General features: G+C 42.9%; 20 protein-coding genes. 14 read left to right on the forward strand and 6 right to left on the reverse strand.

The annotated features are described in order from the left end of the window. The first annotated feature begins 1 nt into the window (after window position 1). The 4 genes from ACXAC4_RS01405 to lpxC all read left to right on the forward strand — a co-directional run bounded on the left by ACXAC4_RS01405 (window position 2) and on the right by lpxC (window position 4,263). On the forward strand, window positions 2-781 hold the full coding sequence (locus ACXAC4_RS01405; RefSeq protein WP_475158495.1) for a cell division protein FtsQ/DivIB: 780 nt from the start codon (window positions 2-4) through the stop codon (window positions 779-781). Beyond that, window positions 778-2,010: a cell division protein FtsA gene (ftsA, locus tag ACXAC4_RS01410; RefSeq protein WP_130255531.1), complete on the forward strand. Its 1,233-nt coding sequence runs from the start codon at window positions 778-780 to the stop codon at window positions 2,008-2,010. Before ACXAC4_RS01405 ends, ftsA begins: the two co-directional genes overlap by 4 nt. A gap of 21 nt (window positions 2,011-2,031) precedes the next feature. Then, the gene (ftsZ, locus tag ACXAC4_RS01415; RefSeq protein ID WP_475164020.1) at window positions 2,032-3,267 is read left to right on the forward strand and encodes a cell division protein FtsZ; all 1,236 of its coding nucleotides are present in this window, start codon (window positions 2,032-2,034) and stop codon (window positions 3,265-3,267) included. An 84-nt stretch (window positions 3,268-3,351) separates the two neighbouring features. Next, window positions 3,352-4,263, forward strand: a complete 912-nt coding sequence (lpxC, locus tag ACXAC4_RS01420) for a UDP-3-O-acyl-N-acetylglucosamine deacetylase (protein ID WP_058028665.1) — start codon at window positions 3,352-3,354, stop codon at window positions 4,261-4,263. A gap of 35 nt (window positions 4,264-4,298) precedes the next feature. Here lpxC and ACXAC4_RS01425 read toward each other — a convergent pair whose 3' ends face one another. Beyond that, window positions 4,299-4,784, reverse strand: a complete 486-nt coding sequence (locus ACXAC4_RS01425) for a DUF721 domain-containing protein (protein ID WP_475158498.1) — start codon at window positions 4,782-4,784, stop codon at window positions 4,299-4,301. A gap of 350 nt (window positions 4,785-5,134) precedes the next feature. Between ACXAC4_RS01425 and secA the strand changes: the two genes are divergently transcribed. The 5 genes from secA (at window position 5,135) to ACXAC4_RS01450 (ending at window position 15,186) form a co-directional block, all read left to right on the forward strand. After that, entirely contained in the window at window positions 5,135-7,843 is a 2,709-nt protein-coding gene (gene secA / locus ACXAC4_RS01430; RefSeq protein WP_475158499.1) for a preprotein translocase subunit SecA, read from the forward strand. Window positions 7,844-7,904: 61 nt separating this feature from the next. Next, on the forward strand, window positions 7,905-8,306 hold the full coding sequence (gene mutT, locus ACXAC4_RS01435) for an 8-oxo-dGTP diphosphatase MutT (RefSeq protein WP_475158501.1): 402 nt from the start codon (window positions 7,905-7,907) through the stop codon (window positions 8,304-8,306). A 339-nt stretch (window positions 8,307-8,645) separates the two neighbouring features. Further along, entirely contained in the window at window positions 8,646-11,237 is a 2,592-nt protein-coding gene (locus tag ACXAC4_RS01440; RefSeq protein ID WP_475158504.1) for a family 20 glycosylhydrolase, read from the forward strand. A gap of 195 nt (window positions 11,238-11,432) precedes the next feature. Then, window positions 11,433-12,761, forward strand: coding sequence for an N-acetylglucosamine MFS transporter NagP (gene nagP, locus ACXAC4_RS01445; RefSeq protein WP_227009199.1), 1,329 nt, complete (start codon window positions 11,433-11,435; stop codon window positions 12,759-12,761). Window positions 12,762-12,972: 211 nt separating this feature from the next. Continuing rightward, window positions 12,973-15,186 carry a YgiQ family radical SAM protein gene (locus tag ACXAC4_RS01450; protein WP_475158507.1) on the forward strand — a complete coding sequence of 738 codons (2,214 nt, stop codon included), beginning with the start codon at window positions 12,973-12,975 and terminating at the stop codon, window positions 15,184-15,186. A 114-nt stretch (window positions 15,187-15,300) separates the two neighbouring features. Here ACXAC4_RS01450 and ACXAC4_RS01455 read toward each other — a convergent pair whose 3' ends face one another. Continuing rightward, window positions 15,301-15,594 carry a prephenate dehydrogenase gene (locus ACXAC4_RS01455; protein WP_349284707.1) on the reverse strand — a complete coding sequence of 98 codons (294 nt, stop codon included), beginning with the start codon at window positions 15,592-15,594 and terminating at the stop codon, window positions 15,301-15,303. Window positions 15,595-15,666: 72 nt separating this feature from the next. On the opposite strand from ACXAC4_RS01455, the gene ACXAC4_RS01460 reads away from it, so the two are divergent. Further along, window positions 15,667-15,876, forward strand: a complete 210-nt coding sequence (locus ACXAC4_RS01460) for a hypothetical protein (RefSeq protein WP_475158508.1) — start codon at window positions 15,667-15,669, stop codon at window positions 15,874-15,876. Between the two features lie 15 nt (window positions 15,877-15,891). Here ACXAC4_RS01460 and epmB read toward each other — a convergent pair whose 3' ends face one another. Continuing rightward, window positions 15,892-16,905 (reverse strand): EF-P beta-lysylation protein EpmB, encoded by a 1,014-nt coding sequence (epmB, locus tag ACXAC4_RS01465; RefSeq protein ID WP_475158509.1) that lies wholly within the window; start codon window positions 16,903-16,905, stop codon window positions 15,892-15,894. A 42-nt stretch (window positions 16,906-16,947) separates the two neighbouring features. Between epmB and efp the strand changes: the two genes are divergently transcribed. Then, window positions 16,948-17,514 (forward strand): elongation factor P, encoded by a 567-nt coding sequence (gene efp, locus ACXAC4_RS01470; RefSeq protein ID WP_058028675.1) that lies wholly within the window; start codon window positions 16,948-16,950, stop codon window positions 17,512-17,514. An 86-nt stretch (window positions 17,515-17,600) separates the two neighbouring features. Then, on the forward strand, window positions 17,601-18,575 hold the full coding sequence (gene epmA / locus ACXAC4_RS01475) for an elongation factor P--(R)-beta-lysine ligase (RefSeq protein WP_475158511.1): 975 nt from the start codon (window positions 17,601-17,603) through the stop codon (window positions 18,573-18,575). 22 nt (window positions 18,576-18,597) lie between these two features. On the opposite strand, the gene ACXAC4_RS01480 is transcribed toward epmA, so the two are convergent. From ACXAC4_RS01480 to ACXAC4_RS01490, 3 genes are all read right to left on the reverse strand, one after another. Next, window positions 18,598-19,806 (reverse strand): methyl-accepting chemotaxis protein, encoded by a 1,209-nt coding sequence (locus ACXAC4_RS01480; protein ID WP_475158512.1) that lies wholly within the window; start codon window positions 19,804-19,806, stop codon window positions 18,598-18,600. A gap of 72 nt (window positions 19,807-19,878) precedes the next feature. Next, the gene (locus ACXAC4_RS01485) at window positions 19,879-20,571 is read right to left on the reverse strand and encodes a glycerophosphodiester phosphodiesterase (RefSeq protein ID WP_475158513.1); all 693 of its coding nucleotides are present in this window, start codon (window positions 20,569-20,571) and stop codon (window positions 19,879-19,881) included. Then, the gene (locus ACXAC4_RS01490; protein WP_421965317.1) at window positions 20,571-21,434 is read right to left on the reverse strand and encodes a DMT family transporter; all 864 of its coding nucleotides are present in this window, start codon (window positions 21,432-21,434) and stop codon (window positions 20,571-20,573) included. Before ACXAC4_RS01490 ends, ACXAC4_RS01485 begins: the two co-directional genes overlap by 1 nt. Before the next feature lie 150 nt (window positions 21,435-21,584). On the opposite strand from ACXAC4_RS01490, the gene ACXAC4_RS01495 reads away from it, so the two are divergent. Then, on the forward strand, window positions 21,585-22,685 hold the full coding sequence (locus ACXAC4_RS01495) for a sensor histidine kinase (protein WP_475158514.1): 1,101 nt from the start codon (window positions 21,585-21,587) through the stop codon (window positions 22,683-22,685). Then, window positions 22,682-23,284 (forward strand): response regulator transcription factor, encoded by a 603-nt coding sequence (locus ACXAC4_RS01500; protein WP_475158515.1) that lies wholly within the window; start codon window positions 22,682-22,684, stop codon window positions 23,282-23,284. The genes ACXAC4_RS01495 and ACXAC4_RS01500 overlap by 4 nt, the downstream gene beginning before the upstream one ends. The last annotated feature ends 16 nt before the right edge of the window (window positions 23,285-23,300 follow it).

Genomic DNA, 23,300 nt, shown 5'->3' on the forward strand with positions numbered 1-23,300 from the left:
TATGCGTGCTCTTTTTGAGAAAGCTCAAATAGTTAATTCACAGCTCAATTGGCAAAAAATATTGAGCGTGGGCTTTTTCGTATTGGTTACTGGTCTTCTTATTCGTGGCGGATATTGGATCTCTGATTGGCTAGTTGAAAACCAAGATGCACAAATAAAGAAAATAGTGGTGTTAGGCAAACCTAAATACACCACTGACAAAGAGGTCGTTGCTGCTATTAAACAGGTTGATTTAAGTAGTTACTTTCAACTGAATGTGAAAGCAGTACAGCGTTCGGTGCAGGATTTACCTTGGGTCGCAACGGTATCGGTGAGAAAACAATGGCCTGACGAATTACAGGTTTACATTGTTGAGCACAAACCCGTGGCTATTTGGAACAGCGACTTGTTATTAAATGCCAAAGGCCAAGTGTTTCAGGCAGACAACGAAGCCTTACAGGCTTACTTGCCCCAGCTATACGGGCCGGAAGGCAGTGAGCTAGAGGCTTGGCAAGCATTCTTACAGTTTAAAGATATGCTGGCAGTAAACGATTTTAATTTGGTGAGTTTGGCCCTTTCTGAGCGTTTTGCTTGGCAATTATGGCTTGAAGATGGCGTGCGGCTTAACCTCGGGCGTGAAGAAAAAGCCAAACGAGTACAAAGATTTATAGACGTGTATCCGAGTATGCAAATCCCAGAAGGTGGTGTACTTGATACGGTAGATTTAAGGTATGACACCGGCCTTGCGGTGAGCTGGAAGTTTCCAGCACAAACAGAACAACAAAATAAGAGTGAAGCATGACTAAGTCAGTAGAAAGAAACTTAGTAATCGGCCTCGATGTTGGTACTTCAAAAGTGGTAGCAACTGTAGGTGAGATAACAGCAGACAATCAGCTCAGTATCGTTGGCGTGGGGTGTCAGGAATCTCATGGAATGGATAAAGGGGGAGTAAACGATCTCAACCTAGTTTCTGATTCCATTCGCCGCGCAGTCGACGAAGCCGAATTAATGGCTGATTGCCGAATAGGTTCAGTTTACCTTGGTATTTCAGGTAAGCATATTCAGTGTCAAAACGAGAGTGGTGTTGTTGCGATTAATAACGCAGAAGTGACAGAAGACGATATGGACAATGTGATGCATATTGCCCGTTCGGTGCCTATTTCTGCAGAGCGCAAAATGCTTCATTCATTGGCGCAAGAATATAGCATCGATATGCAAGAGGGCATTAAAAACCCACTTGGCATGAGTGGTGTGCGTATGGAAGCAAAAGCCCATATCATCACCTGTTCAAATGATATGGCTAAAAACATTGAGAAGTGTGTTGAGCGTTGCGGTCTTCAGGTGGACCAATTAACGTTTGGCGCATTGGCATCAAGCTATGCGGTTTTAACCGATGATGAAAAAGAGTTAGGCGTCGCAGTACTTGATATTGGTGGCGGTACCATGGACTTAGCCATTTATGTCAATGGTGCATTGCGCCATACAGCAGTGATCCCTGTAGCTGGTAACCAAGTTACTGGTGACATCGCAAAAATTTTCAGGACGCCAATCTCACACGCTGAGTCACTAAAGGTGCAATATGCTTGCGCCAGCAGCCAAATGGCCAGCAGTGAAGAAACCATTGAAGTACCAAGTGTTGGTGGCCGTCCAGCGCGATTAATGTCGCGCCATACATTATCAGAAGTGGTTGAGCCAAGATTCAGAGAATTATTTGAATTGGCGTTAGAAGAAATTCGTCGTTCTGGTTTTGAAGATCAAATTGCCGCAGGTTTAGTCGTAACAGGTGGTACTGCAAAGATGGCTGGCGCATTAGAAGTGGCTGAAGATATCTGCCAGATGCCAGTTAGAATAGGTAAACCTGTAAATATCACAGGTTTAACAGATTATGTTGACGATCCTGCATATGCAACAGCCGTAGGTTTGTTACAATACGGTCGTTCTCTACATTCGGTTAATGCACAAAAGTCGAGAGTAGATGCGGACGTGAGTTGGTGGAGCCGCGTTTCAAAGTGGTTCCAAGGTGAGTTTTAAACTCGAGTCGGAGAGTGAATGATGTTTGATATTATGGAACAACACAGCGAAGAAGCTGTGATCAAAGTGATTGGTGTTGGCGGCGGCGGCGGTAACGCTGTTGAGCACATGGTAAAACAAGAAATCGAAGGTGTGCGATTTATTGCTGCTAACACAGATGCGCAAGCGCTACGTAAATCATCTGCAGATGTAACTGTACAATTAGGTACGCAAATTACATCTGGTCTAGGTGCGGGTGCAAACCCAGAAGTTGGCCGTAAGTCTGCGGAAGAAGATATTGAAACGATCAAAGAAGCGTTAGATGGCGCAGACATGGTCTTTATCGCAGCCGGTATGGGCGGCGGTACAGGCACGGGTGCAGCACCTGTTGTTGCGCGCGTAGCAAAAGATTTAGGTATTTTGACTGTAGCAGTGGTAACACGCCCATTTGACCTTGAAGGTAAAAAGCGTATGGCTGCGGCTGATCAAGGTATCGGTGAGTTGTCAGAAATTGTAGATTCACTTATTACAATTCCTAACAACAAATTACTTAAGGTTTTAGGTAAAGGCACTACACTGTTAGACGCATTCGCGAAAGCGAACGATGTACTATACGGTGCGGTTCAAGGTATCGCTGAACTTATTACCCGTTCAGGTCTTATCAACGTTGACTTTGCAGACGTACGTACAGTTATGTCGGCAATGGGCACTGCAATGATGGGGACAGCGTCAGCGTCTGGTCCAGATCGTGCGCAAGAAGCTGCAGAAGCGGCTATCTCAAGCCCACTATTAGAAGACGTCGATTTAACTGGTGCAAAAGGTATTTTGGTTAATATCACAGCAGGTATGGATATCACCATCGAAGAGTTTGAAGTGGTTGGTAACCATGTTAAGGCCTTAGCGTCTGAAAACGCGACTGTGGTAGTGGGCGCAGTAATCGACCCAGAAATGAGTGATGAGCTGCGTGTAACTGTTGTTGCAACTGGTTTAGGTGGCGACCGTCGTCCTCAGTTTGGCATTATTGATAACGGTATGCAGCAGGTTTCGGGCAGTGATGCACAAACAGCTGCGCCGGCGTCAAGCCAGCCAGGTATGTTTGTACCAAGCTTTACGCAAACGAGCACTGAGCAGCCGACAAGTGCACCGGAGCAAACACAGAGTCAAGGTACTCAAGCTCCTAAGACTCCGGCTCCTGAGAGTAAACCAGCAGCATCTGGTGAGACTGAAAAAGGCGATTACTTTGATATTCCAGCCTTTTTACGTAAACAGTCTGACTAACAAACTGGTTACATATTAAACGATTGGCAGCTGGTCGTATCTGTGATATAATCCGCGGTCCAAGTGACATGAATAGGCGAAGTTATGATTAGACAACGTACAATTGCTGAAGTTGTTAAAGCGACAGGTGTCGGTCTACATAAAGGTGAAAAGGTTACCATTACTCTCCGACCAGCGAGCGAGAATACCGGTGTTGTATTCCGTCGTGTCGACCTTGATCCTGTTGTTGATTTTGAAACTACACCAGAAGCTGTTGGCGACACACAGTTATGTACATGTTTAACTAACAAAGATGGTGTGCGCTTATCGACCACTGAGCATCTGATTGCCGCTGTTGCTGCACTGGGTATTGATAACCTTGTTGTTGAATTAGATAGTGCTGAAGTACCGATTATGGACGGCAGTGCATTACCGTTCATTTATTTATTACAAAAAGGCGGTATCAAAGAACAACAAGTTGCTAAACGTTTTATTCGTATTAAAGAAACTGTGCGTGTTGAAGACGGCGATAAGTGGGCTGAAATTACCCCTTACGATGGGTTTCACATTGATTTTGAAATTGACTTTGATCACCCAGCAATCAATGACAGCCGTCAGCGTATCGGTCTTGATATTACGGCACAGAGTTTTACTGAAGAAATTAGTCGCGCACGTACGTTTGGTTTTATGAAAGACATCGAATATATGCATGCCAACAACCTAGCACTAGGTGGTAGCATGGATAACGCGGTTGTTTTAGATGAGTACAAAGTACTTAACCCGAACGGCTTACGATACGATGATGAGTTTGTAAAACACAAGATCTTAGATTGTGTGGGTGATATGTTTATGGCTGGCCATAACATTCTAGGTAAAATCACCTGTTACAAGTCAGGCCACGGTTTAAATAACAAACTGTTACGTCAAATTATGGCGACTGAATCAGCGTGGGAATGGGCGACATTTGAAGAGCCAATTCATATGCCTGCACCAGGTATGGAGCTTGCGAAAGCTTAATACAAATTGATTTTAAAAAATGACGCTTTTGAGCGTCATTTTTTTTGCTTGTTTTTTGCCGCGTGGGTGGCGAGCTTGAGCAGTTTTGCTTGTAAACTCGGCGGTGCATGCGCTGCAAGCTCTGTTAATTGCTCAGCAGTACTTTCGCTCATGGTTCGACTACTTTTTTGTGGTTTAATACTAGGTTTGGGCTCACTTAATCTTAACTGTGCATTGGGGTTAGAAGTGACTTTCACTTGTCCGCATTCAGCAAACCCGTTTTGTCTAAGATGAGACAAAATATCTAATTTCAGATAGTTAAGTCGAGTTGCTAATGTTGCAGAAACGGCTTCAATCACTAAAGTGCCATCTCGATAATTTGCCACGCGACACTTTTTACTCAAGATAGGACCCAGCGCTTTATCAAGCTCGGTTTGTAAAACTTGCAGACTATCGGTTTTTGCACCGAATTGGGTGATCTTGTTTGACCATTTGCCCATCAATTCATCTATGGATTTTGGATCATAGCGATTTTTAGCCATACAGCAGATACCACTTCAAAATTAACTTACCCAAGTATACCAGTATAACGACAGACGAGAAGTGATTCTTGTCAGTGAAAATGCTTGAAATTTATGCCTGTCGTCACCATATAAAGAGAATTACCAGTTGGACCATCTTGCGGAACAAATGAATTGCCAAGGCTTTTTTGCTTGATTGCATTTCAAAGGTTTGCAGACAGCGTGAGTCTGGTATGATAGGGGCAATTTTATATTCGGCATTCAGTAGGGCTTGATTGCTTTTACTGCCAACAGGACGCAGGGTGGCCATTGATATCCAATGCTAAAAGTGGATATGCGGTCAGCCATCACTAGAGTGAAATGGTTTAAACATGATAGCGAACATTTTTACCAAAATTTTTGGTAGTCGTAACGACCGAACGATTAAAAAACTAAGAAAGACGGTCGCATTAATTAATGCATTAGAAGAACAACTTAGCGCACTTTCTGATGAAGAATTAAAAGCAAAAACAGCAGATTTCAGAACGCGTTATGAGCAAGGTGCTAGCCTTGACGATTTATTACCTGAAGCATTTGCGACGGTACGTGAAGCTTCAAAGCGTGTTTATGGTATGCGTCACTTCGATGTACAGATGATCGGTGGTATGGTGTTGCACCAAGGTCGTATTTCTGAAATGCGTACCGGTGAAGGTAAAACGCTTACAGCAACGCTACCTGCCTACTTGAATGGTTTAACAGGTAAAGGTGTTCACGTTATTACTGTGAATGATTACCTAGCAAAGCGTGATGCCGAAACAAACCGCCCGCTATTTGAATTCCTAGGTCTAACTGTTGGCTGTAATGTGCCAGGTATGATGCCAGATGCGAAGAAACAAGCGTACGCTGCAGATATCACTTACGGTACGAACAACGAATTTGGTTTCGACTACCTGCGTGACAACATGGCATTTAGCATTGAAGAACGTGTACAACGTCCATTGCACTTTGCCGTTGTGGATGAGGTTGACTCAATCCTAATCGATGAAGCTCGTACGCCACTTATCATCTCTGGTCCTGCTGAAGATAGTTCTGAACTTTACGCTCGTATTAACACCATAGTGCCATCACTGACACTTCAAGAGAAAGAAGATGAAGAAGGCGTTGAAGGTGACGGTGATTACACCCTTGATGAAAAATCAAAGCAAGTACATCTTACAGAACGTGGTCAGTTAAAAGTTGAAGAGCTTCTTACTGAGAATGGCCTGATTGAAGAAGGTGACTCACTGTATTCGGCAGGTAACATTTCGCTGTTAAGTCATGTGTATGCAGCACTTCGTGCACACAAGCTATATCAAAAAGACGTAGACTACGTTGTAAAAGACAACGAAGTTATCATTGTTGACGAGCACACAGGCCGTACAATGGAAGGTCGTCGTTGGTCTGAAGGCTTACACCAAGCTGTTGAAGCGAAAGAAGGTGTGCGCATTCAAAACGAAAACCAAACACTTGCGTCTATTACTTTCCAGAACTACTTCCGTATCTACGAAAAACTATCTGGTATGACAGGTACTGCGGATACTGAAGCGTTCGAATTCCAGTCAATTTATGGTCTTGACACTGTTGTTATTCCAACTAACCGCCCGATGATCCGTGATGATCGTGCTGATTTAGTTTATCTAACTCAAGATGAAAAGTTTGAAGCCATTCTTGCAGATATCAAAGACTGTCAAGAACGCGGTCAGCCAGTACTAGTGGGTACGATTTCAATCGAAAGTTCAGAGTATTTATCTCAGTTCTTACGTAAAGAAAAAATTGAACACAACGTACTGAATGCGAAATTCCACGCCCAAGAAGCAGACATCGTTGCAGATGCAGGTTTACCGGGTAAAGTAACCATTGCAACTAACATGGCTGGTCGTGGTACCGATATCGTATTAGGTGGTAACTGGCAGAGCGAAGTGGCTAAGCTAGAAAACCCTTCTGAAGAACAAATCGCTGAAATTAAAGCGAAGTGGCAAGAAACTCACGATGCCGTTATTGCGGCTGGTGGTCTTCATATCATTGGTACAGAGCGTCACGAATCTCGTCGTATCGATAATCAGCTACGTGGTCGTTCTGGTCGTCAAGGTGATGCAGGTTCAAGCCGTTTCTACCTATCGATGGACGATGCACTAATGCGTATCTTCGCGGGTGAGCGCATGACAAACATGATGCGTAAACTGGGTATGCAACGTGGTGAAGCAATTGAGCACCCTTGGGTTAACCGTGCCATTGAAAACGCACAACGCAAAGTAGAAGCACGTAACTTCGACATTCGTAAGCAGTTACTTGAGTATGATGATGTTGCAAACGACCAGCGTCGTGTTGTGTACGAGCAGCGTAACGAGCTTCTTGAAGAAGGCGATATTTCAGAAACAATTACAGCTATCCGCAGCGATGTTGTAAATGGCATGATTGATCAATACATCCCGCCGCAAAGCTTAGCTGAAATGTGGGATATTCCAGCGCTTGAAGAGCGTATTAAAGCAGACTTCTTAATTGAACTGCCAATTTCTCAGTGGCTGGCAGATGACGATAAGCTTTACGAAGAGACATTACGTGAGCGTATCACTGAAGAGATCGACAGCGCATACAAGCAAAAAGAATTGATGGTAGGCCCAGATGTACTGCGTCATTTCGAAAAAGCCGTGATGTTACAAAGCCTAGATCAACATTGGAAAGATCATCTAGCTGCAATGGACCATCTTCGTCAGGGTATCCACTTACGTGGCTATGCTCAGAAGAATCCGAAGCAAGAATATAAGCGTGAATCTTTCGAACTATTCTCTGCAATGCTTGAAAACCTTAAAACTGACGTAGTGGGAATTCTTGCGAAAGTACAAGTTCGTGCAGAAGAAGATGTTGAGAAAGTAGAAGAGCAACACCGTCGTGCAGAGCAAGCTCCGCGTGAATATCAGCATGCTGAAGCTGAGCATGTTGGTGGTGACGTACCTGAAGGTGCAGTTGTGGCTTCACGCACAGAGCCAAAAGTTGGCCGTAATGAGCCTTGTCCTTGTGGATCAGGTAAAAAGTTTAAGCAGTGTTGTGGCAAGTTAAAATAATCACACACGCGTAAATTATTAAAAAGCGACTTTATAGTCGCTTTTTTTATCGGAGAAGAAAATGGCAAAAAAAGTAGTCGAAGTCGCGGTTGGCGTAATTAAGCGTGATGATCACATATTTATTACTAAGCGTGGTGAGTCTCAACATCAAGGTGGTCTTTGGGAATTCCCGGGCGGTAAAATTGAAGCAGGTGAATCAGTTACAGAGGCGCTGGCGAGAGAATTAAAAGAAGAAGTGAATATCGACGTGCATAGCTCACAAAGTTTGCTTGATATTGAACATGACTATGGTGACAAGTGTGTGAAGTTGTTTATTCATATTGTTGAAGACTTCTCTGGCGAAGCAACAGGACTTGAAGGGCAGGCATCACAGTGGGTTGCAATAAATGAGCTGAACAACAGGGCGTTTCCTGCTGCAAATGTTGCCATTATTGATGCGTTACAAAAAACAGCAACTAGTTAATAAAAGAGTGATGACTTTAGCGTTTTGAATTGACAGTAGCAAGAAAGCGCTTTTATAAAAAGTGATGAAATAATCCTGCCTCAGAAAGCTGAAAAGTCAGATAAAACCGCAATTTAATAAAATTTAATTTATCTAAACCCGCGAAATTGCGGGTTTTTTTATTTTATGAGTCGCTTATGGAAAATATTTGATAGCGCTGTCATTTTGCATTTACTATGATGAAATTATTGAACTGGAAATCGCACTCGCAATAAACATAGGCGTGCAGTTCTTACTTTGTCGTCCTAAGCTAATTGTAGTGGCGAGTCGACCGTATTTTACGTTTACCAAGGAGCTAAAATGATAAACAAGAAATTTGCTCTAGCGGGTATTATGGCTGCAATGCCATTATTTGCTCAAGCTGGTTTATCTCAACAACAAGTAGATAATTTCGCAAAAGGTACAGAATTGACTTTTGCAGTTGAAGACAACTTTCATAACGGTGCAGCCAGCTTTATCGGCTCTATGCGTTTACAAAATAATTCGTCGGTTGCTTTGCCAAAAGGCAAAAGTGATTGGCAAATTTACGTGCATTCAGTGCGTAAAATTTCACAGGTAAATACCCAAGGTATTGCTATTGAACACATCAATGGTGACTTACACCGATTTGTACCAACAAACGAGTTTAAAGGCCTAAAGGCTGGAGAAAGTTTAGCTGTTGAGTTTGAAGCGGGGGCTTGGGTGGCTTCTTACTCTGATTTTATGCCACGTGCTTTCTTAGTCAGTAACAAACAAAAACCAGCAATTTTTGCTAATACTGACACCGAAGACCTCACAACATTTATTGCGCCATTTGAACGTGATAATCAGCTTTATCGTTACAATGAGCCAAAAGATCAAACAAAACTTGCTACTCCAGCGCTTCGTTTTGAGCGTAATCAAAGCAATATTGAAGTAAGCAAAGAAGATGCGCTAAAACGTATTATTCCAAAGCCTCACTCGGTTGATTTCAACCGCGGTACTGCAGAGCTTGATAGCAATTGGCAAATTCGTTTCGCAGGGCGATTAAAGTCAGAAGTGGCCGTTTTCCAAGAAGATCTTGCTGACTATGGGTTGGCCCTTAAAGCTGAAGCCGATCATATTTCAGCAGGCAAAACGCCGACTATCTTCTTGAAAGTGAATGATGCACTAAAAGTCGATGGTAAAGTGGCTTCTGAGAGTTATCACCTAGAAATTGATGATGACAAAGTGGTTATCACAGGTAGCGACAATGCGGGTGTATTTTACGGTATTCAAAGCTTCTTAGCGCTAATCCCTGCAGATGCAAAAAATACAGTGTCAGTGCCAAACGTAGAGATAGAAGATACGCCACGTTTTGCTTGGCGTGGTATGCATTACGACAATGGCCGAAACTATCATGGTAAAGATGCGCTGTTCAAAATGGTTGAACAGATGGGTCGTTACAAAATGAATAAGTTCCACTGGCACTTCTCTGAAGATGAGGGCTGGCGCTTAGAGATCCCAGGGTTGCCAGAGCTAACAGACATAGGTGGTTATCGTTGTTTCGATTTAGAAGAGCGTAGCTGCTTGTTAACTCAGTTAGGTACTGGGCCATTTAAGTCGGGCACTGGTAATGGTTATTTAAGCCGTGAGGACTTCGTTGAGTTACTGAAGTTTGCTAAAGCGCGCCATATTGACATCATTCCTGAAATTGAAGGTCCTGGTCACGCTCGAGCTTCAATTATCGCGATGGAAGCACGCTATGATCGCTTAATGGCAGAAGGTAAACCTGAAGAGGCTAAAGCGTATCTATTATCTGACCCTAAAGACACGTCTCAGTACTTAACGGTTCAAAATTACACAGACAATTCAATGAATGCGTGTATGGATTCGACTTACGCATTTATTGAAAAAGTTACTTACGAGCTGCAAAACATGTATCGCGAAGCCGGTACGCGTTTAACTAATCTTCACTTTGGTGGTGATGAAGTTGGTGCTGGCTCTTGGGTTGGTTCACCGGCGTGTCAAGCGATGTTCGCTGATCCGAATAATGGCGTAGCAGGTCCAAATGATTTAAAACCTTACTTCACTCAGCGTGTTGCAACTATGTTTGCTAAACGTGGCATTGCACCAGGTGCGTGGGAAGATGGGTTAATGTACGACAAAATTAACCCGTTTAAGCGTGATGAATTCCCTAATGAGGTATTTACTGCCAATGTATGGGATAACATCTGGGAGTGGGGTGTGGCAGATAGAGCACACCGTCTAGCAAACAATGGCTATCAGGTTATTTTATCTCATGGTACGCACTTGTACTTTGATCACCCTTATGAAGCGCATCCTGAAGAACGCGGCTACTATTGGGCGACGCGTTATACAGATACGAAGAAAACATTTAGCTACATGCCAGATGATGTCTATGCTAATGCCGACTATACCCGCAGCCGTGAGCCAATTGTTAATTTAGAAGCATTAGTAGGTCGTGAGCTACCGAAACTTGAGAAGCCAGAAAATATTTTAGGTATTCAAGGTCAGGTGTGGAGTGAAACTATCCGTACTGAAGATCAAGTTCTCCGCATGGTATTCCCACGTATTCTTGCTGTTGCTGAGCGTGCTTGGCACAAAGCAAACTGGGAAGGCAGTAAGATTGAAGCAAAGGCATTTGCTAAAGACTGGCACACTTATGCTGCTGCATTGAGTGTGAAAGAGCTTGCTAAGCTTGATCGTGATGGTGTGAATATCAATTTACCTGTACCAGGCGCAAAAGTAGAAAATGGCCAGCTAGTGGCTAACTCTGCGTTCCCACACTTAGTGATTCAATACAGTACAGATGGCGGCCAATCTTGGTCAGAGTACACCTCGCCTGTTTCTGTAAGTGGTAAAAATGCGGTGCAATTACGCACAACATTAAACGGCAAAAAGTTTAGCCGTGTTACGCAGTTAACACTTTAGTAAAGAGTCTACCCATCAAACAAAGGGCCAAATGGCCCTTTTTTAATTAGCTGGTAAGGCTAGTAATAGAACAAATTTTAACGTAAAGTTAAATGTCAGCGCTGTCATTTTTGTTTACATGATGTAAAAAGCTGAAAAATTTTATGGCATTGTGCCAATCTGACATAATTAAAATCACACAACGAGTAGAAGTTTATGGAAGCAACTGTGTCAAATTCAACGACGACTAAAAGCAATGCCATTCCTTTGGCTATCGTTGCGGCGATGTTCTTTATTCTGGGTTTTGTTACCTGGTTGAATGGTTCATTAATGCCGTATCTAAAGCAACTTTTTGATCTGACACCTATTCAGGCGTCTTTGATCTTATTCTCTTTTTATATTGCAGTGACATTTACTGCTATCCCATCGGCAAAATTTGTTAAGAAAGTGGGATACAAAAACGGTATGGCCATCAGTATCGGTATGATGATGGCAACAGCTCTGTTATATATCCCTGCAGCCAAAACTCAGGTGTTTGCGCTATTTTTAGTGGCGCAGTTTACTATGGGTATCGCGCAAACTATTCTACAAACCGCAGTTAACCCTTACGTAGTGCGTTTAGGGCCAGAAGAGTCGGCAGCTGCGCGTGTAAGTATCATGGGTATTCTTAACAAGTTTGCCGGTGTTATTGCGCCATTAGCATTCACCGCACTTGTTTTAGGTGGCTTTAGTGAAGCGGCTTCAAGCGCGCCTTTATCACAAGTTGAAAAAGATGCTATGGCAGGCAACTTAGTGATGCCTTACCTAGGTCTTGCTGCATTTATTGGTTTGTTTGCATTGGGTATTAAATTTGCGCCACTACCTGAAATTGAAGAAGAAAGTGAAGACAAGTCGTCAGGTACCGTAAAAGAAGCATTAGCTCACCCAAATTTAGCCCTAGGTGTAATAGCTCTATTTTTATATGTAGCCGTTGAAGTAATTGCAGGCGATACTATCGGTTCTTTTGCATTAGAATTTGGTGCATCTAATTATAGTATTATGACATCAGTAACCATGACATTTATGGTTACTGGTTACATACTAGGTATTTTCCTAATCCCTAAAGTTATTTCCCAGGAAAAAGCCTTAACTATTTCAGCAGTCTTGGGCTTGTTATTGACAGTTTGCATTGTTTTTGCCGACTCTTCAGCTGTAATTGGATTACCAGCCACAATTACACTACCAATCTTTGGAACTGTTGCGTTTGTAGGTGATGTGCCTCTTGCCGTTTTCTTTTTGGCATTGTGTGGTTTAGCAAATGCAATCATGTGGCCGGCAATTTGGCCATTAGCTTTGTCTGGACTTGGCAAGCTAACTAGTGTAGCTTCTGGTTTATTAGTTATGGGTATTGCTGGTGGTGCTTTTGGTCCACTTTTCCTAGGTTTAGCAAAAGGTTCTGAAGCAACAGTTGCATCTAGCCAAACAGCATACCTGGTATTATTACCATGTTATCTATTTATCCTCTTCTATGCCCTAAAAGGTCACAAAATGAGAAGTTGGAAGTAAAGCATTTCTATCTAAAAGTAGAAATAATCCCGTGTGTAATGCCACCGTAAGGTGGCATTTTTTTGTCTAAAATTTGTTCTCAATATCTTTCCTACTTTCAACACCCTAGCCGTTACTAACAAACGTAGCGAGCTCACTGCGACTGTTTCAGATTCCAGCATGGTTCGATATGCGGTATAATCGGCGCCTTTTTTCTATTGGGGCAATTTACATGAACGCGTTAAAAGCGGAACGAGCACTGTTTTCCTATCCCAAATATTGGGCGGAATGTTATGGCAATGCACCTTTTCTTCCGACAACTCGACAAGAGATGGACGAACTAGGCTGGGATAGCTGTGACATTGTGTTAGTAACCGGTGATGCGTATGTAGATCACCCAAGTTTCGGCATGGCCGTCATTGGTCGTGTACTTGAAGCACAAGGTTTTAGAGTCGGCATTATTGCGCAGCCCGATTGGTCAAATAAAGATGCCTTTATGTCACTGGGCAAACCGAATTTATTCTTTGGTGTAACCGCTGGCAACATGGATTCGATGATCAACCGTTACACAGCCGAAAAACGTATGCGTCACGATGACGCTTACACGCCGGGTAATGTCGGTGGTAAACGTCCAGATAGGGCGGTTGTGGTATATAGCCAACGCTGTCGCGAAGCTTATAAAGATGTACCTCTGGTAATTGGTGGTATTGAAGCCAGCTTACGTCGTATTGCCCACTACGATTATTGGCAAGAAAAAGTGCGCCGCAGCATTATCTTTGATGCTAAGGCTGACATTCTTATTTATGGTAATGCTGAGCGTCCGTTAGTCGAAGTGGCACATCGTATTGCTGCTGGTGATGATATTAGCCAGATCCAGAATATTCGCGGTACTGCGGTTATCCGTAAAGAGCCGTTAGATGGATGGCGCGGTAGTGATTCAACAGCCATCGATAAAGTAGGTAAGATAGATCCAATTCCAAACCCATACGGTGCTGATGATGTGGGCTGTAGTAAATCTGAGTTTGCTAAAGCTGGCATAGACTTAAAAGCAGAAGAAGCCAAACCTATCGTGGTTCAACCGCCAAAATTAAAACCATGGGAAAAAGCGTATGTAAAGCTGCCTGCTTTTGAGCAAGTAAGTGTGAATAAGCCGCTTTATGCTCATGCTTCACGTATTTTACACCAAGAAACCAACCCAGGCTGTGCCCGTGCGTTATATCAGCGTCATGGCGACCGTTATGTGTGGGTGAACCCACCTGCTTTTCCATTAGAAACTGAGGAAATGGATATGGTATTTGGTTTACCATACCAGCGTGTGCCTCATCCTAAATATGGTAATGAAAAGATCCCTGCCTACGATATGATAAAAACTTCGGTAAACATCATGCGAGGGTGTTTTGGTGGTTGTAGTTTCTGCTCTATTACAGAGCATGAGGGGCGAATTATTCAAAGCCGTTCAGAAGAGTCGATTCTAGATGAAATTGAACAAATTCGTGACAAAGTACCCGGCTTTACCGGCGTTATCTCAGACTTAGGCGGCCCAACAGCTAATATGTACAAGCTGCGTTGTAAGAGCAAAAAGGCAGAGAGTACATGTCGACGTTTATCCTGTGTGTTCCCTGATATTTGTAAGCATATGGATACTGATCACACGCCAACGATTAACTTGTATCGTAAAGCGCGTGATGTGAAGGGCATCAAAAAAATCCTTATTGCATCCGGTGTGCGTTACGACTTAGCGATTGAAGATCCTCGCTATGTAAAAGAGCTGGTGTCACATCACGTTGGCGGCTATTTGAAAATTGCGCCTGAACATACCGAATCGGGTCCACTTTCAAAAATGATGAAACCGGGGATGGGGGCATACGACAAGTTCAAAGAGCTGTTTGATAAGTACTCCAAAGAAGCGGGCAAAAAGCAGTACTTGATCCCGTACTTTATCTCGGCTCACCCAGGTACGACCGACGAAGATATGGTGAACATGGCGCTATGGCTAAAAGCCCATGATTTTAAACTCGACCAAGTGCAAAACTTCTATCCCTCTCCAATGGCAAATGCGACGACGATTTACCATACAGAGATGAATTCGCTGCGCAATATAAAGAACAACAAAGAAATGGTGAGTGTGCCGAAAGGGGCTAGACAGCGCCGCTTACACAAAGCCATTTTACGTTACCATGATCCTGCAGGTTGGCCGATGATCCGTGAAGCGCTTCGAAACATGGGTAAAGCGAATTTAATCGGCGGTGGGCCAAATTGTTTGGTGCCAGACGAAACAAGACAAGAAAAAGCGCAGCGTGGCAAAAAAGGTACAGGTCATGGGCAACAAGCTCGTAAGGGCGGCAAACCAGCACTGACGCGTCATACCGGGTTTAGTCAGTTTAAAAAAGCCAATACCAAGCCGAGAGTTGGGGCGAATAAGCAAAGGGCCAACAAGCCTAAATAATCGGTGTAATCAAAGAAGCTGTCGTAAGACAGCTTTTTTGTAACTATTAAGAAGGGAAATCGCGAGGCTTATGCCGATCTCTCTTAATTAAGAGATCTATTTTTAGGGTTGGTATTATTTAAATGTAGCCAGCAATTGAATCAGGTTTTGGATCTTAAACACCACGGCTTTTAATTTCTCTTCGTCTAAATTTTCCATTTTGCTGAGTGCTTCAACATCAGCGGCGGTATCTAACACATAAGGCTTGAAGCGTTTTGCTTCAAAATCAAAGCCCGCATTTTTATCGAATAATGCAGTGAATTTTCCATGCCCTTGTTGCTGTAATTCATCTAATTTTTTATCAGCATCAAGTGCTTGACGGTAAACGACTTTTAGATTTTCATTGAGTTTTTCAATAACAGCTTGCATGTTTTTCCTAAAGTTGTCGGTAAATCGGCCGATAGTGTACGAGGATTCAACTAAAAAGTCAGGTATATGCTTATGAATATTTCCGGAAGTAACCTACCTGCTATGTTTGGTGCGGGCGAGAGTGGCGAAGTATACAGCGCTAAACTTGCCAAGTCGCAACAACAAGCAGATGGTAAAGCTGCACTTGCTTTGATTGAAGCCGCAGGGTCGAGCGCTGCTGCGCAAAGTCCTGCAAAATCAACCACAGCAACTTTAGGCAATAATATTAACGTGTACGTTTAATCGTACTTTTTGATATTAGCGCAGCTGTAAATCAATCGGTGTCTTACTTGTTTTGCCGCCGATTTCTCTTACTAACTTGGGTACCAAAAAGCCAGGTAGCTCAGCCAGCATACCCGCCATCAAAGTAAGCGCAGCCTCTTCTGAGATATCAAAATGACTTGCGCCTTCGACTTTGTCTAATAAGTGTAGGTAATAAGGCAGAATATCCGCCTCAAATAGGCGTTCGCTCAGTGCCACTTGCGCTTCTACAGTGTCATTTATCCCTTTTAACAAAACCGCTTGATTAAGTAGTGTTACATTCGCTTGTTTGAGCATTTGCATGGCGCGTTCAAAGTCATCGTCAATTTCGTTGCCGTGATTAATATGATTCACAAAGATGATTTTTAGCGGGCTCGCTTTAAAGCGCTCGCATAACTCAGGCGTAATACGTGCAGGGATCACCACAGGCAAGCGGCTATGAATACGCAGGCGTTTAATTTGTGGTAGTTGCTCTAATTGTTCTATAAACCAGCTAATGGCGTTGTCTTTGGCCATTAAAGGATCGCCGCCACTTAAAATGACTTCATTTACATGCGTGTGATTTTTTAAGTACTCAAGCACTTCGAGCAAAGCTTGCTTGTTTACTTGGTTATCTTGATACGGGAAGTGACGCCTAAAGCAGTATCGACAGTTCACCGCGCAGCCAGTTTTAAACATCACTAGCACGCGAGAGCGATATTTATGCAATAAGCCTGGTATGGCACTTTGTTGTTCTTCTAAAGGATCTTTGTTGTAGCCAATTTGAGTAATAAACTCTTGGTGCTGAGGTAGCACTTGAAGTAATAATGGGTCATTGGGATCGCCAAAACGCATCTTCTTTATAAACGGAAGTGGCACACGCATCGGGAATAAACGACGCGCTTCGAGGTCTTTTTCACTGAAATGACTGTTGATGCCAAGCATTTTTACTAGAGTTTTAGGGCAAGTGACCACATTTGCCAATTCTTTTTGCCAGTTACTATGCAAATTTACTTCATTTGTTTGTATCATTAGCAGGTTTATTACTCGATAAAAGAAGATTAGAGGATACCGATGGCGAATTATAGCACCAACGAGTTCAAGGGCGGCCTAAAAATTATGATCGATGGCGAGCCGTGCACCATCTTAGAAAATGAAATGGTTAAGCCGGGTAAAGGCCAAGCGTTCAACCGCGTTAAGATCCGTAAACTGATCTCAGGTAAAGTACTTGAGAAGACATTCAAGTCTGGTGATTCAGTAGAAGGTGCTGACGTAATGGAAACTGAGCTAGCTTACCTATACACAGACGGTGAGTTCTGGCATTTCATGAACAACGACACATTTGAGCAGATCGCGGCTGATGAAAAAGCAATGGGCGACAACGTAAAATGGTTAGTTGAAAATGACGTATGTACAATTACACTTTGGAACGGTAACCCAATTGCGGTAACTCCACCAAACTTCGTAGAGCTAGAGATCACTGATACTGATCCAGGTCTTAAAGGTGACACAGCGGGTACTGGTGGTAAGCCTGCAACACTCACTACAGGTGCTGTAGTACGTGTGCCACTATTCGTTCAAATCGGCGAAGTAGTGAAAGTAGATACGCGTAGCGGTGAATACGTAGGTCGTGTGAAGTAGCATTCAGTTATTTCTGAGACCAAATAATCCCAGCTTAGGCTGGGATTTTTTATGGTTAGAATATATTTATAAAAGAGTTAGATATTATGTCTGAGAACAACTGGGCACCGAGTGCGGATATTCAAACACTTAAGCAACGGGCAGTAATTATCGCGAAAATTCGTCAGTTTTTTGCTGAGCGTGATGTAATGGAAGTTGAAACGCCAAGCTTATCTGCTGCCAGTGTGACAGATGTTCATCTAGCGACTTTTTCGACTGAGTTTGTGGGGCCAGGCAATGCCAAAGGGCTGCCTTTGTACATGCAAACCTCTCCTGAGTTTGCCATGAAGCGCTTGCTTGCCGCTGGCAGTGGCGCCATTTATCAATTAGCTAAAGCATTCCGTAATGAAGAGTCGGGTCGTCATCACAATCCTGAATTTACGATGTTGGAATGGTATCGTCCTGGATTTGATGAATTTGACTTAATGAACGAGATTGATACGCTGATGCAGCTTATTTTAAATTGCAAAAAAGCCACTTCAGTCAGTTATCAACATATTTTTATTGATGTACTAGGGCTAGACCCCCTTGAAGCTTCTTTGAGCGAGCTGCAGCAACTTGCAACAGATAAAGGCTATGGCGATATTGCTGCAAACGAAACTCACAAAGACACGCTTTTACAATTGCTATTCTGCATGGAAGTCGAGCCTAAGGTAGGCATTGAAGCACCTTGTTTTGTATATCACTTTCCAGCCTCGCAAGCAGCATTGGCGCAATTAAATCCTGATGACACTCGCGTAGCAGGGCGCTTTGAGTTGTATTTTAAAGGCATGGAATTAGCTAATGGCTTTAATGAACTCACCGATAGCAAAGAGCAAGCAGCGCGTTTTGACGAAGATAACCAGCTTAGAGTGCAAATGGGCTTGCCAGAAGTGGCATTAGATGAGCGCTTTTTAGCGGCGCTCGCACATGGTTTGCCACAATGTTCGGGTGTAGCGCTAGGCATAGACAGGTTAGTGATGCTAGCGACGGGCAAGTCGTCAATTAAAGAGGTGATAGCCTTTGATGTCACACGTGCCTAAGACATGTGACATCTGACTTTAATCATCTCACAAAGCGGCGTAATTCCTCTTGCGTCGTTTGAGTAAGCTTTTGAGCTTGCTGGCACTGCTCTGAAGCCGCATCTATTTGCTGTTTTGCTTGTTGTGCAAGTTCAACAATATTAAGTACTGTTTGATGGGTGTGGTTTTGTGTTGTTTCAAGTTGATGTACTTCACCGACGATGGCTTCGAGTTGTGTTTGGTTATGCTCAAAGTCACTACACATGCTAGCAAATCCACCCGACGTCTCACTGATGGCTTTTTCAGCCGAGCTTGAATGACTAATCAACTGTTGTGACTCTTGATGTGTCTCACCGACTAACACATCCATTTGGTTGATGAAGTCGCTGATCTGACGCGTCGCATCGTTTACTTTAACTGATAGGTTTCTAACCTCATCGGCAACCACCGCAAAACCTCGACCAGCTTCACCGGCACGTGCAGCTTCAATTGCAGCATTCAGCGCCAGCAAATTAGTTTGGTCCGAAAACTCTTCAACCATCTTCAGGATGCTGCGTATATTGTCGCTGTTCTCTTTTAGGCCTGCGACAGTATTGGCAAAATTGCCAAGTAATTGCGTGATGTGCTGAATTTCGCCCACTAAGGTAGATAAAGATTGTGATGAACCCCGCACAAAGTGCAGACTTTCGGTATTGGCTTGATATACATGATCGGTATTACCAACAATACTTTGTAAGCTATGGGTCACCTGGTCGCTGGCAGCAATGATAGAGTCACTACTAGAAATTTGTTGCGCACCTAATTCAGAGGTTTGCTGCATAGAGCGAGTGACTTCTTGGTTAGAGTTAGCTGCGACTTCAGCACTATGATAAGTGGTGTTGAGCAGCTCACTTAAGCGGCTAGTAAAGTGATTGTATTGCTCACTGACTTCACGAAACTCGTCGTAAGTAAACTGCGGTAACTTAGCCTCTAGATTGCCATCATCTCTATTTATTTGTTCTAACGTATCGCGCATAGCTTTGATTGGACGCACGATAAGAAAACGCATATAAAATAATGTGAAGATAAATCCACCGATAGCGCCAAGTGCCATTAACCAAAATAGTCCTGTGCCTTGTTTATCTTCAGTTAATTCAGCATACAGCCAAAATAAAGTGATGAGCTGGAAAGCAAATAAAAAGCTCAGGTTGCCGAAAATTTTTCTCGACAGAGTAAAAAAGAAACTCTGTTCAATTTGATTATATAAACTCATGTATAGACTCATATTTTGGCTCTTGATTTGCCAATTTCTTTTAATTTTAGAACATACTAGAGATTTCTTGCATTATCGCGACAAAATCATTTTTGCATAGCACGGATAATTACTAAAAATACCATCTACGCCTAAGTTCTGCATTTCTTCTATTTCTTGTTGTTTATCGACCGTATAGGTCATGACCTTTAGGCCTCTTTGCTTGGCATCTGCCACAAACTCATGGTTTATAAAGTTCTTATCTAAATGCACACTGTAGGCATGCAAGTTTTCTGCAAAGTAGGCGTAGTTAAGTGGAATAGACGCGGTTAAAGCACCTATTTTAACCCAAGGCAGATTCTGCTTAAGCCATTTTAGCTGGTGGTGATCAAACGAGGAAAGCAAAAGCTGTTCACGCTCAATAATGCCTTCAGCCACATTTTGTTCGAGGATTTGAACCAATTTATCTAAACCAAAGGTGTGTTTAAGCTCTAGGTTGATTTGAGTTTGTGTGCCAACTAGCTCGAGTACCTGTTGTAAATTAAGGACTTGCTGACCATCTCCGGCATCAAGCTTACTGATTTCTGAAAATGGTGTATCAACCACTCGGCCATTACCATTGGTTGTTCGATCTAACCAAGAATCGTGAATGATTACAAAGTTATCGGCGCAACTTTGTACGTCGAGTTCTATGCCATCAACTTGGGCTTGCAAAGCTGCAGTAATGGCAGAAGCTGTATTTTCAGGATAGTTACCACTGGCACCTCGGTGCGCAAAGATCTGCATTAGGCTTTTTTCCTTGTGATTGACCAAGTTTCAAAACAGGCTGCACTGACGACCAGCAAACCACCGATTAAAGTCATCATATTTGGTTGTTCTGACAATAGCATAAAAGCCAATACGGTCCCGTACAAGGGTTGTAAACAAGAAATTAACCCAGCTGTTGTTGCAGATAAAAATCTTAAACTGCTTGCAAAAAGCGCATGCGGCGCCGCGGTAAAAATAATACCTGCTAATAGCAGCAACCAAATATCTTGTTCGGGTAAGTCTGTCGGCCCAACATCAACGAAAGCACACAGCATTAAACTAGCCACAATAGTTTGATAAAGCATAGTCTGCGGGCCGCCATAAGATGAGAAGTATTGCTTTTGCAGCAAATTTCTTAACGCAAATAACAATCCTGAGAAAATGCCTGTGACTATCCCTAATGTAACGTCATTACCCAGGTTAGCTTCTGGCACTAATAAGTAAATTCCGAATAAAACCGTCACTGCACTAATGATGTCTTTACTTTTAAGTTTCTGTTTACTGAAGAAAGGTTCTAGAAACACAGTGATCACCGGGTAAGTAAAGAAAGCAATAATGCCAGTCGCAATGCCTGCTAGTTGCATACCGGCAAAGTAAGTCACCCAGTGTAAGCCAACCACAATGCCTAAAATTATGGCGATGCCGTAATCTTTTTTGTGATTTAGGGCGATGGCTTTGCCTTGAAACTTGAGTAAGCAAACGAGGGCAATAAAGGCGATGGCTGTACGGTACACCGTAATATCAAGCGCGGATAAGGCAATGAGTTTAGAAAATAGTGCAGTACCACCGAAAAGCAGGACGGCGGTATGGAGCTGAATAAGTGCAGATTGTTCTGAGCGCATGGTCGTTGGATGTTGTCTTTTTTTTGAGTCTATCATTGATGACACTTGTCACTAAACAAATTATGAATAGCAGTTAGTCTATGTAAGTATATGTACCTATTATGTTTTCGAGACTACTCCAATAACAGACTGACCGGAACTGGAATGAACATGCTGAACAAACCCCACAATATGGCATTAGCCCACCCCAATAAAAAGTTTTGGAATTGGGGACCACTATTTTTCTCAAGCTTTTTCTTTTTTCCTTTACTGACTAATTGGCAGTCGTTATCAGTGGGTGATATTACGGCGCAGCTAGCTATCTATGCGTTTTTTGTTTTTCTATATGGTATTGCTCTGTATAAAAAAGGTGAGTCAGTAACCCGGAGTCTAGCTGCCATGGCTTTACTTTGTTGCTTAGGTACTTATGTGACCTATGGCACTCACTCTTTATTTGGCTTTATCGGCTTTTTCTGTGGCTTTAATTATCGCCGAAAGCAAAGCTTTATGATGATGGCAGCATTGTTGGCGGTTATTTTCATTAGTGCGTTTTTATTTGTGCCAGTGAAATCATTGTATTTTATCTCCCCAGCAGCGATTGTCAGTATCGGTTTGTTTATCTTTGGCATGATGGAGCAAAGAGAGCGACTCTATCGTGACCAACAAGCCAAAGACCAGCAACAAATTGAGCAGTTGGGGGCGATTGCAGAGCGAGAGCGAATTGCTCGAGACTTGCATGATTTATTAGGTCATTCTTTATCATCAATTGCATTAAAAGCGGAGTTGGCGAGTAAACTCACTGCGGCTGGAGTAAATGAACAAGCCTCACAAGAATCGGAGCAAGTGGCACAATTAGCCCGAGACTTGTTAAGTGAAGTTCGGCAAGCTGTTTCTGGTTTAAAGCAAGTGGGTTTATATGCGCAGATTGATGTATTAGTCGCACGTTTGCAAGATGCAGGCTTTAATGTTGAGCAATCAATTGAGCATGTGATATTGAGTGCAGAACAAGAATCTAACTTGTGTTTTATTTTTAAAGAAGCAGTGACTAACATTATCCGCCACAGCAAAGGAAAGTATGTTAAATTACAAGTTAGTTCCCAAAATGGGGTTATTGAGGTGCTTATTAAAGACGATGGTATCGTTAAAAAGTATCAGTGTGGTAATGGTGTTGAAGGGATCAAAGATAGAGTAGCGACACTGCAAGGTCAATGTGACATTAGTACAGATTCGGGTATGGCCATCAACATTCAGTTTAAGGAGCACATTGCATGATCAAAGTATTAGTCGTCGAAGATCAAGGGTTAGTTCGAGGGGCTATTAGCGCCTTGTTAGGATTAGATGTGCAAATAGAAGTGATTGCACAAGCTCAAGATGGTTTAGAAGGGTTAAATGCGCTTCAAGAGCATGATATCGACATTGTGCTCACTGATATTGAAATGCCAAACATGACTGGGCTCGAACTAGCTGAGCAAGTCATAGAAAAGTATCCGAATAGTAAAGTGGTCATTATGACGACTTTTTCTAGGGCGGGATATATTCGCCGTGCCATGGCCATGGGGGTGAAAGGGTTTGTGCTTAAAGAAGCGCCCAGTGAGTATTTGGTTAATACCCTCAAAAAAGTCATGGTGGGGCAAAAAGTCATTGACCCTGAGTTGGCCATGAGTGCGTTAGAAGATAATGATCCTCTTAGTGATAAAGAGAGAAAAGCATTACGTTTTGCTAGTGAAGGACTAAAAACCGCTGAAATTGCTCAGAAATTGTTCTTGAGTGAAGGCACTATAAGAAATTATTTGTCAGAAGCGATTGCGAAACTAAATGCAACAAATCGAGTGGACGCGGCCCGAATAGCTAAACAAAAAGGTTGGTTATAAATCTGTACACAGTATA

It is taken from the genome of Pseudoalteromonas sp. AWM4_233 (assembly GCF_056158285.1).

Coding starts and splice junctions, on each gene's coding strand:
- mutT (WP_475158501.1), top strand. CDS start 7,905: ATGGCAAAAAAAGTAGTCGAAGTCGCGGTTGGCGTAATTAAGCGTGAT.
- ftsZ (WP_475164020.1), top strand. CDS start 2,032: ATGTTTGATATTATGGAACAACACAGCGAAGAAGCTGTGATCAAAGTG.
- ACXAC4_RS01490 (WP_421965317.1), bottom strand. CDS start 21,434: ATGCGCTCAGAACAATCTGCACTTATTCAGCTCCATACCGCCGTCCTG.
- ftsA (WP_130255531.1), top strand. CDS start 778: ATGACTAAGTCAGTAGAAAGAAACTTAGTAATCGGCCTCGATGTTGGT.
- ACXAC4_RS01440 (WP_475158504.1), top strand. CDS start 8,646: ATGATAAACAAGAAATTTGCTCTAGCGGGTATTATGGCTGCAATGCCA.
- ACXAC4_RS01485 (WP_475158513.1), bottom strand. CDS start 20,571: ATGCAGATCTTTGCGCACCGAGGTGCCAGTGGTAACTATCCTGAAAAT.
- secA (WP_475158499.1), top strand. CDS start 5,135: ATGATAGCGAACATTTTTACCAAAATTTTTGGTAGTCGTAACGACCGA.
- ACXAC4_RS01455 (WP_349284707.1), bottom strand. CDS start 15,594: ATGCAAGCTGTTATTGAAAAACTCAATGAAAATCTAAAAGTCGTTTAC.
- ACXAC4_RS01460 (WP_475158508.1), top strand. CDS start 15,667: ATGAATATTTCCGGAAGTAACCTACCTGCTATGTTTGGTGCGGGCGAG.
- epmA (WP_475158511.1), top strand. CDS start 17,601: ATGTCTGAGAACAACTGGGCACCGAGTGCGGATATTCAAACACTTAAG.
- ACXAC4_RS01425 (WP_475158498.1), bottom strand. CDS start 4,784: ATGGCTAAAAATCGCTATGATCCAAAATCCATAGATGAATTGATGGGC.
- ACXAC4_RS01480 (WP_475158512.1), bottom strand. CDS start 19,806: ATGAGTTTATATAATCAAATTGAACAGAGTTTCTTTTTTACTCTGTCG.
- lpxC (WP_058028665.1), top strand. CDS start 3,352: ATGATTAGACAACGTACAATTGCTGAAGTTGTTAAAGCGACAGGTGTC.
- epmB (WP_475158509.1), bottom strand. CDS start 16,905: ATGATACAAACAAATGAAGTAAATTTGCATAGTAACTGGCAAAAAGAA.
- ACXAC4_RS01495 (WP_475158514.1), top strand. CDS start 21,585: ATGCTGAACAAACCCCACAATATGGCATTAGCCCACCCCAATAAAAAG.
- ACXAC4_RS01405 (WP_475158495.1), top strand. CDS start 2: ATGCGTGCTCTTTTTGAGAAAGCTCAAATAGTTAATTCACAGCTCAAT.
- ACXAC4_RS01450 (WP_475158507.1), top strand. CDS start 12,973: ATGAACGCGTTAAAAGCGGAACGAGCACTGTTTTCCTATCCCAAATAT.
- ACXAC4_RS01500 (WP_475158515.1), top strand. CDS start 22,682: ATGATCAAAGTATTAGTCGTCGAAGATCAAGGGTTAGTTCGAGGGGCT.
- nagP (WP_227009199.1), top strand. CDS start 11,433: ATGGAAGCAACTGTGTCAAATTCAACGACGACTAAAAGCAATGCCATT.
- efp (WP_058028675.1), top strand. CDS start 16,948: ATGGCGAATTATAGCACCAACGAGTTCAAGGGCGGCCTAAAAATTATG.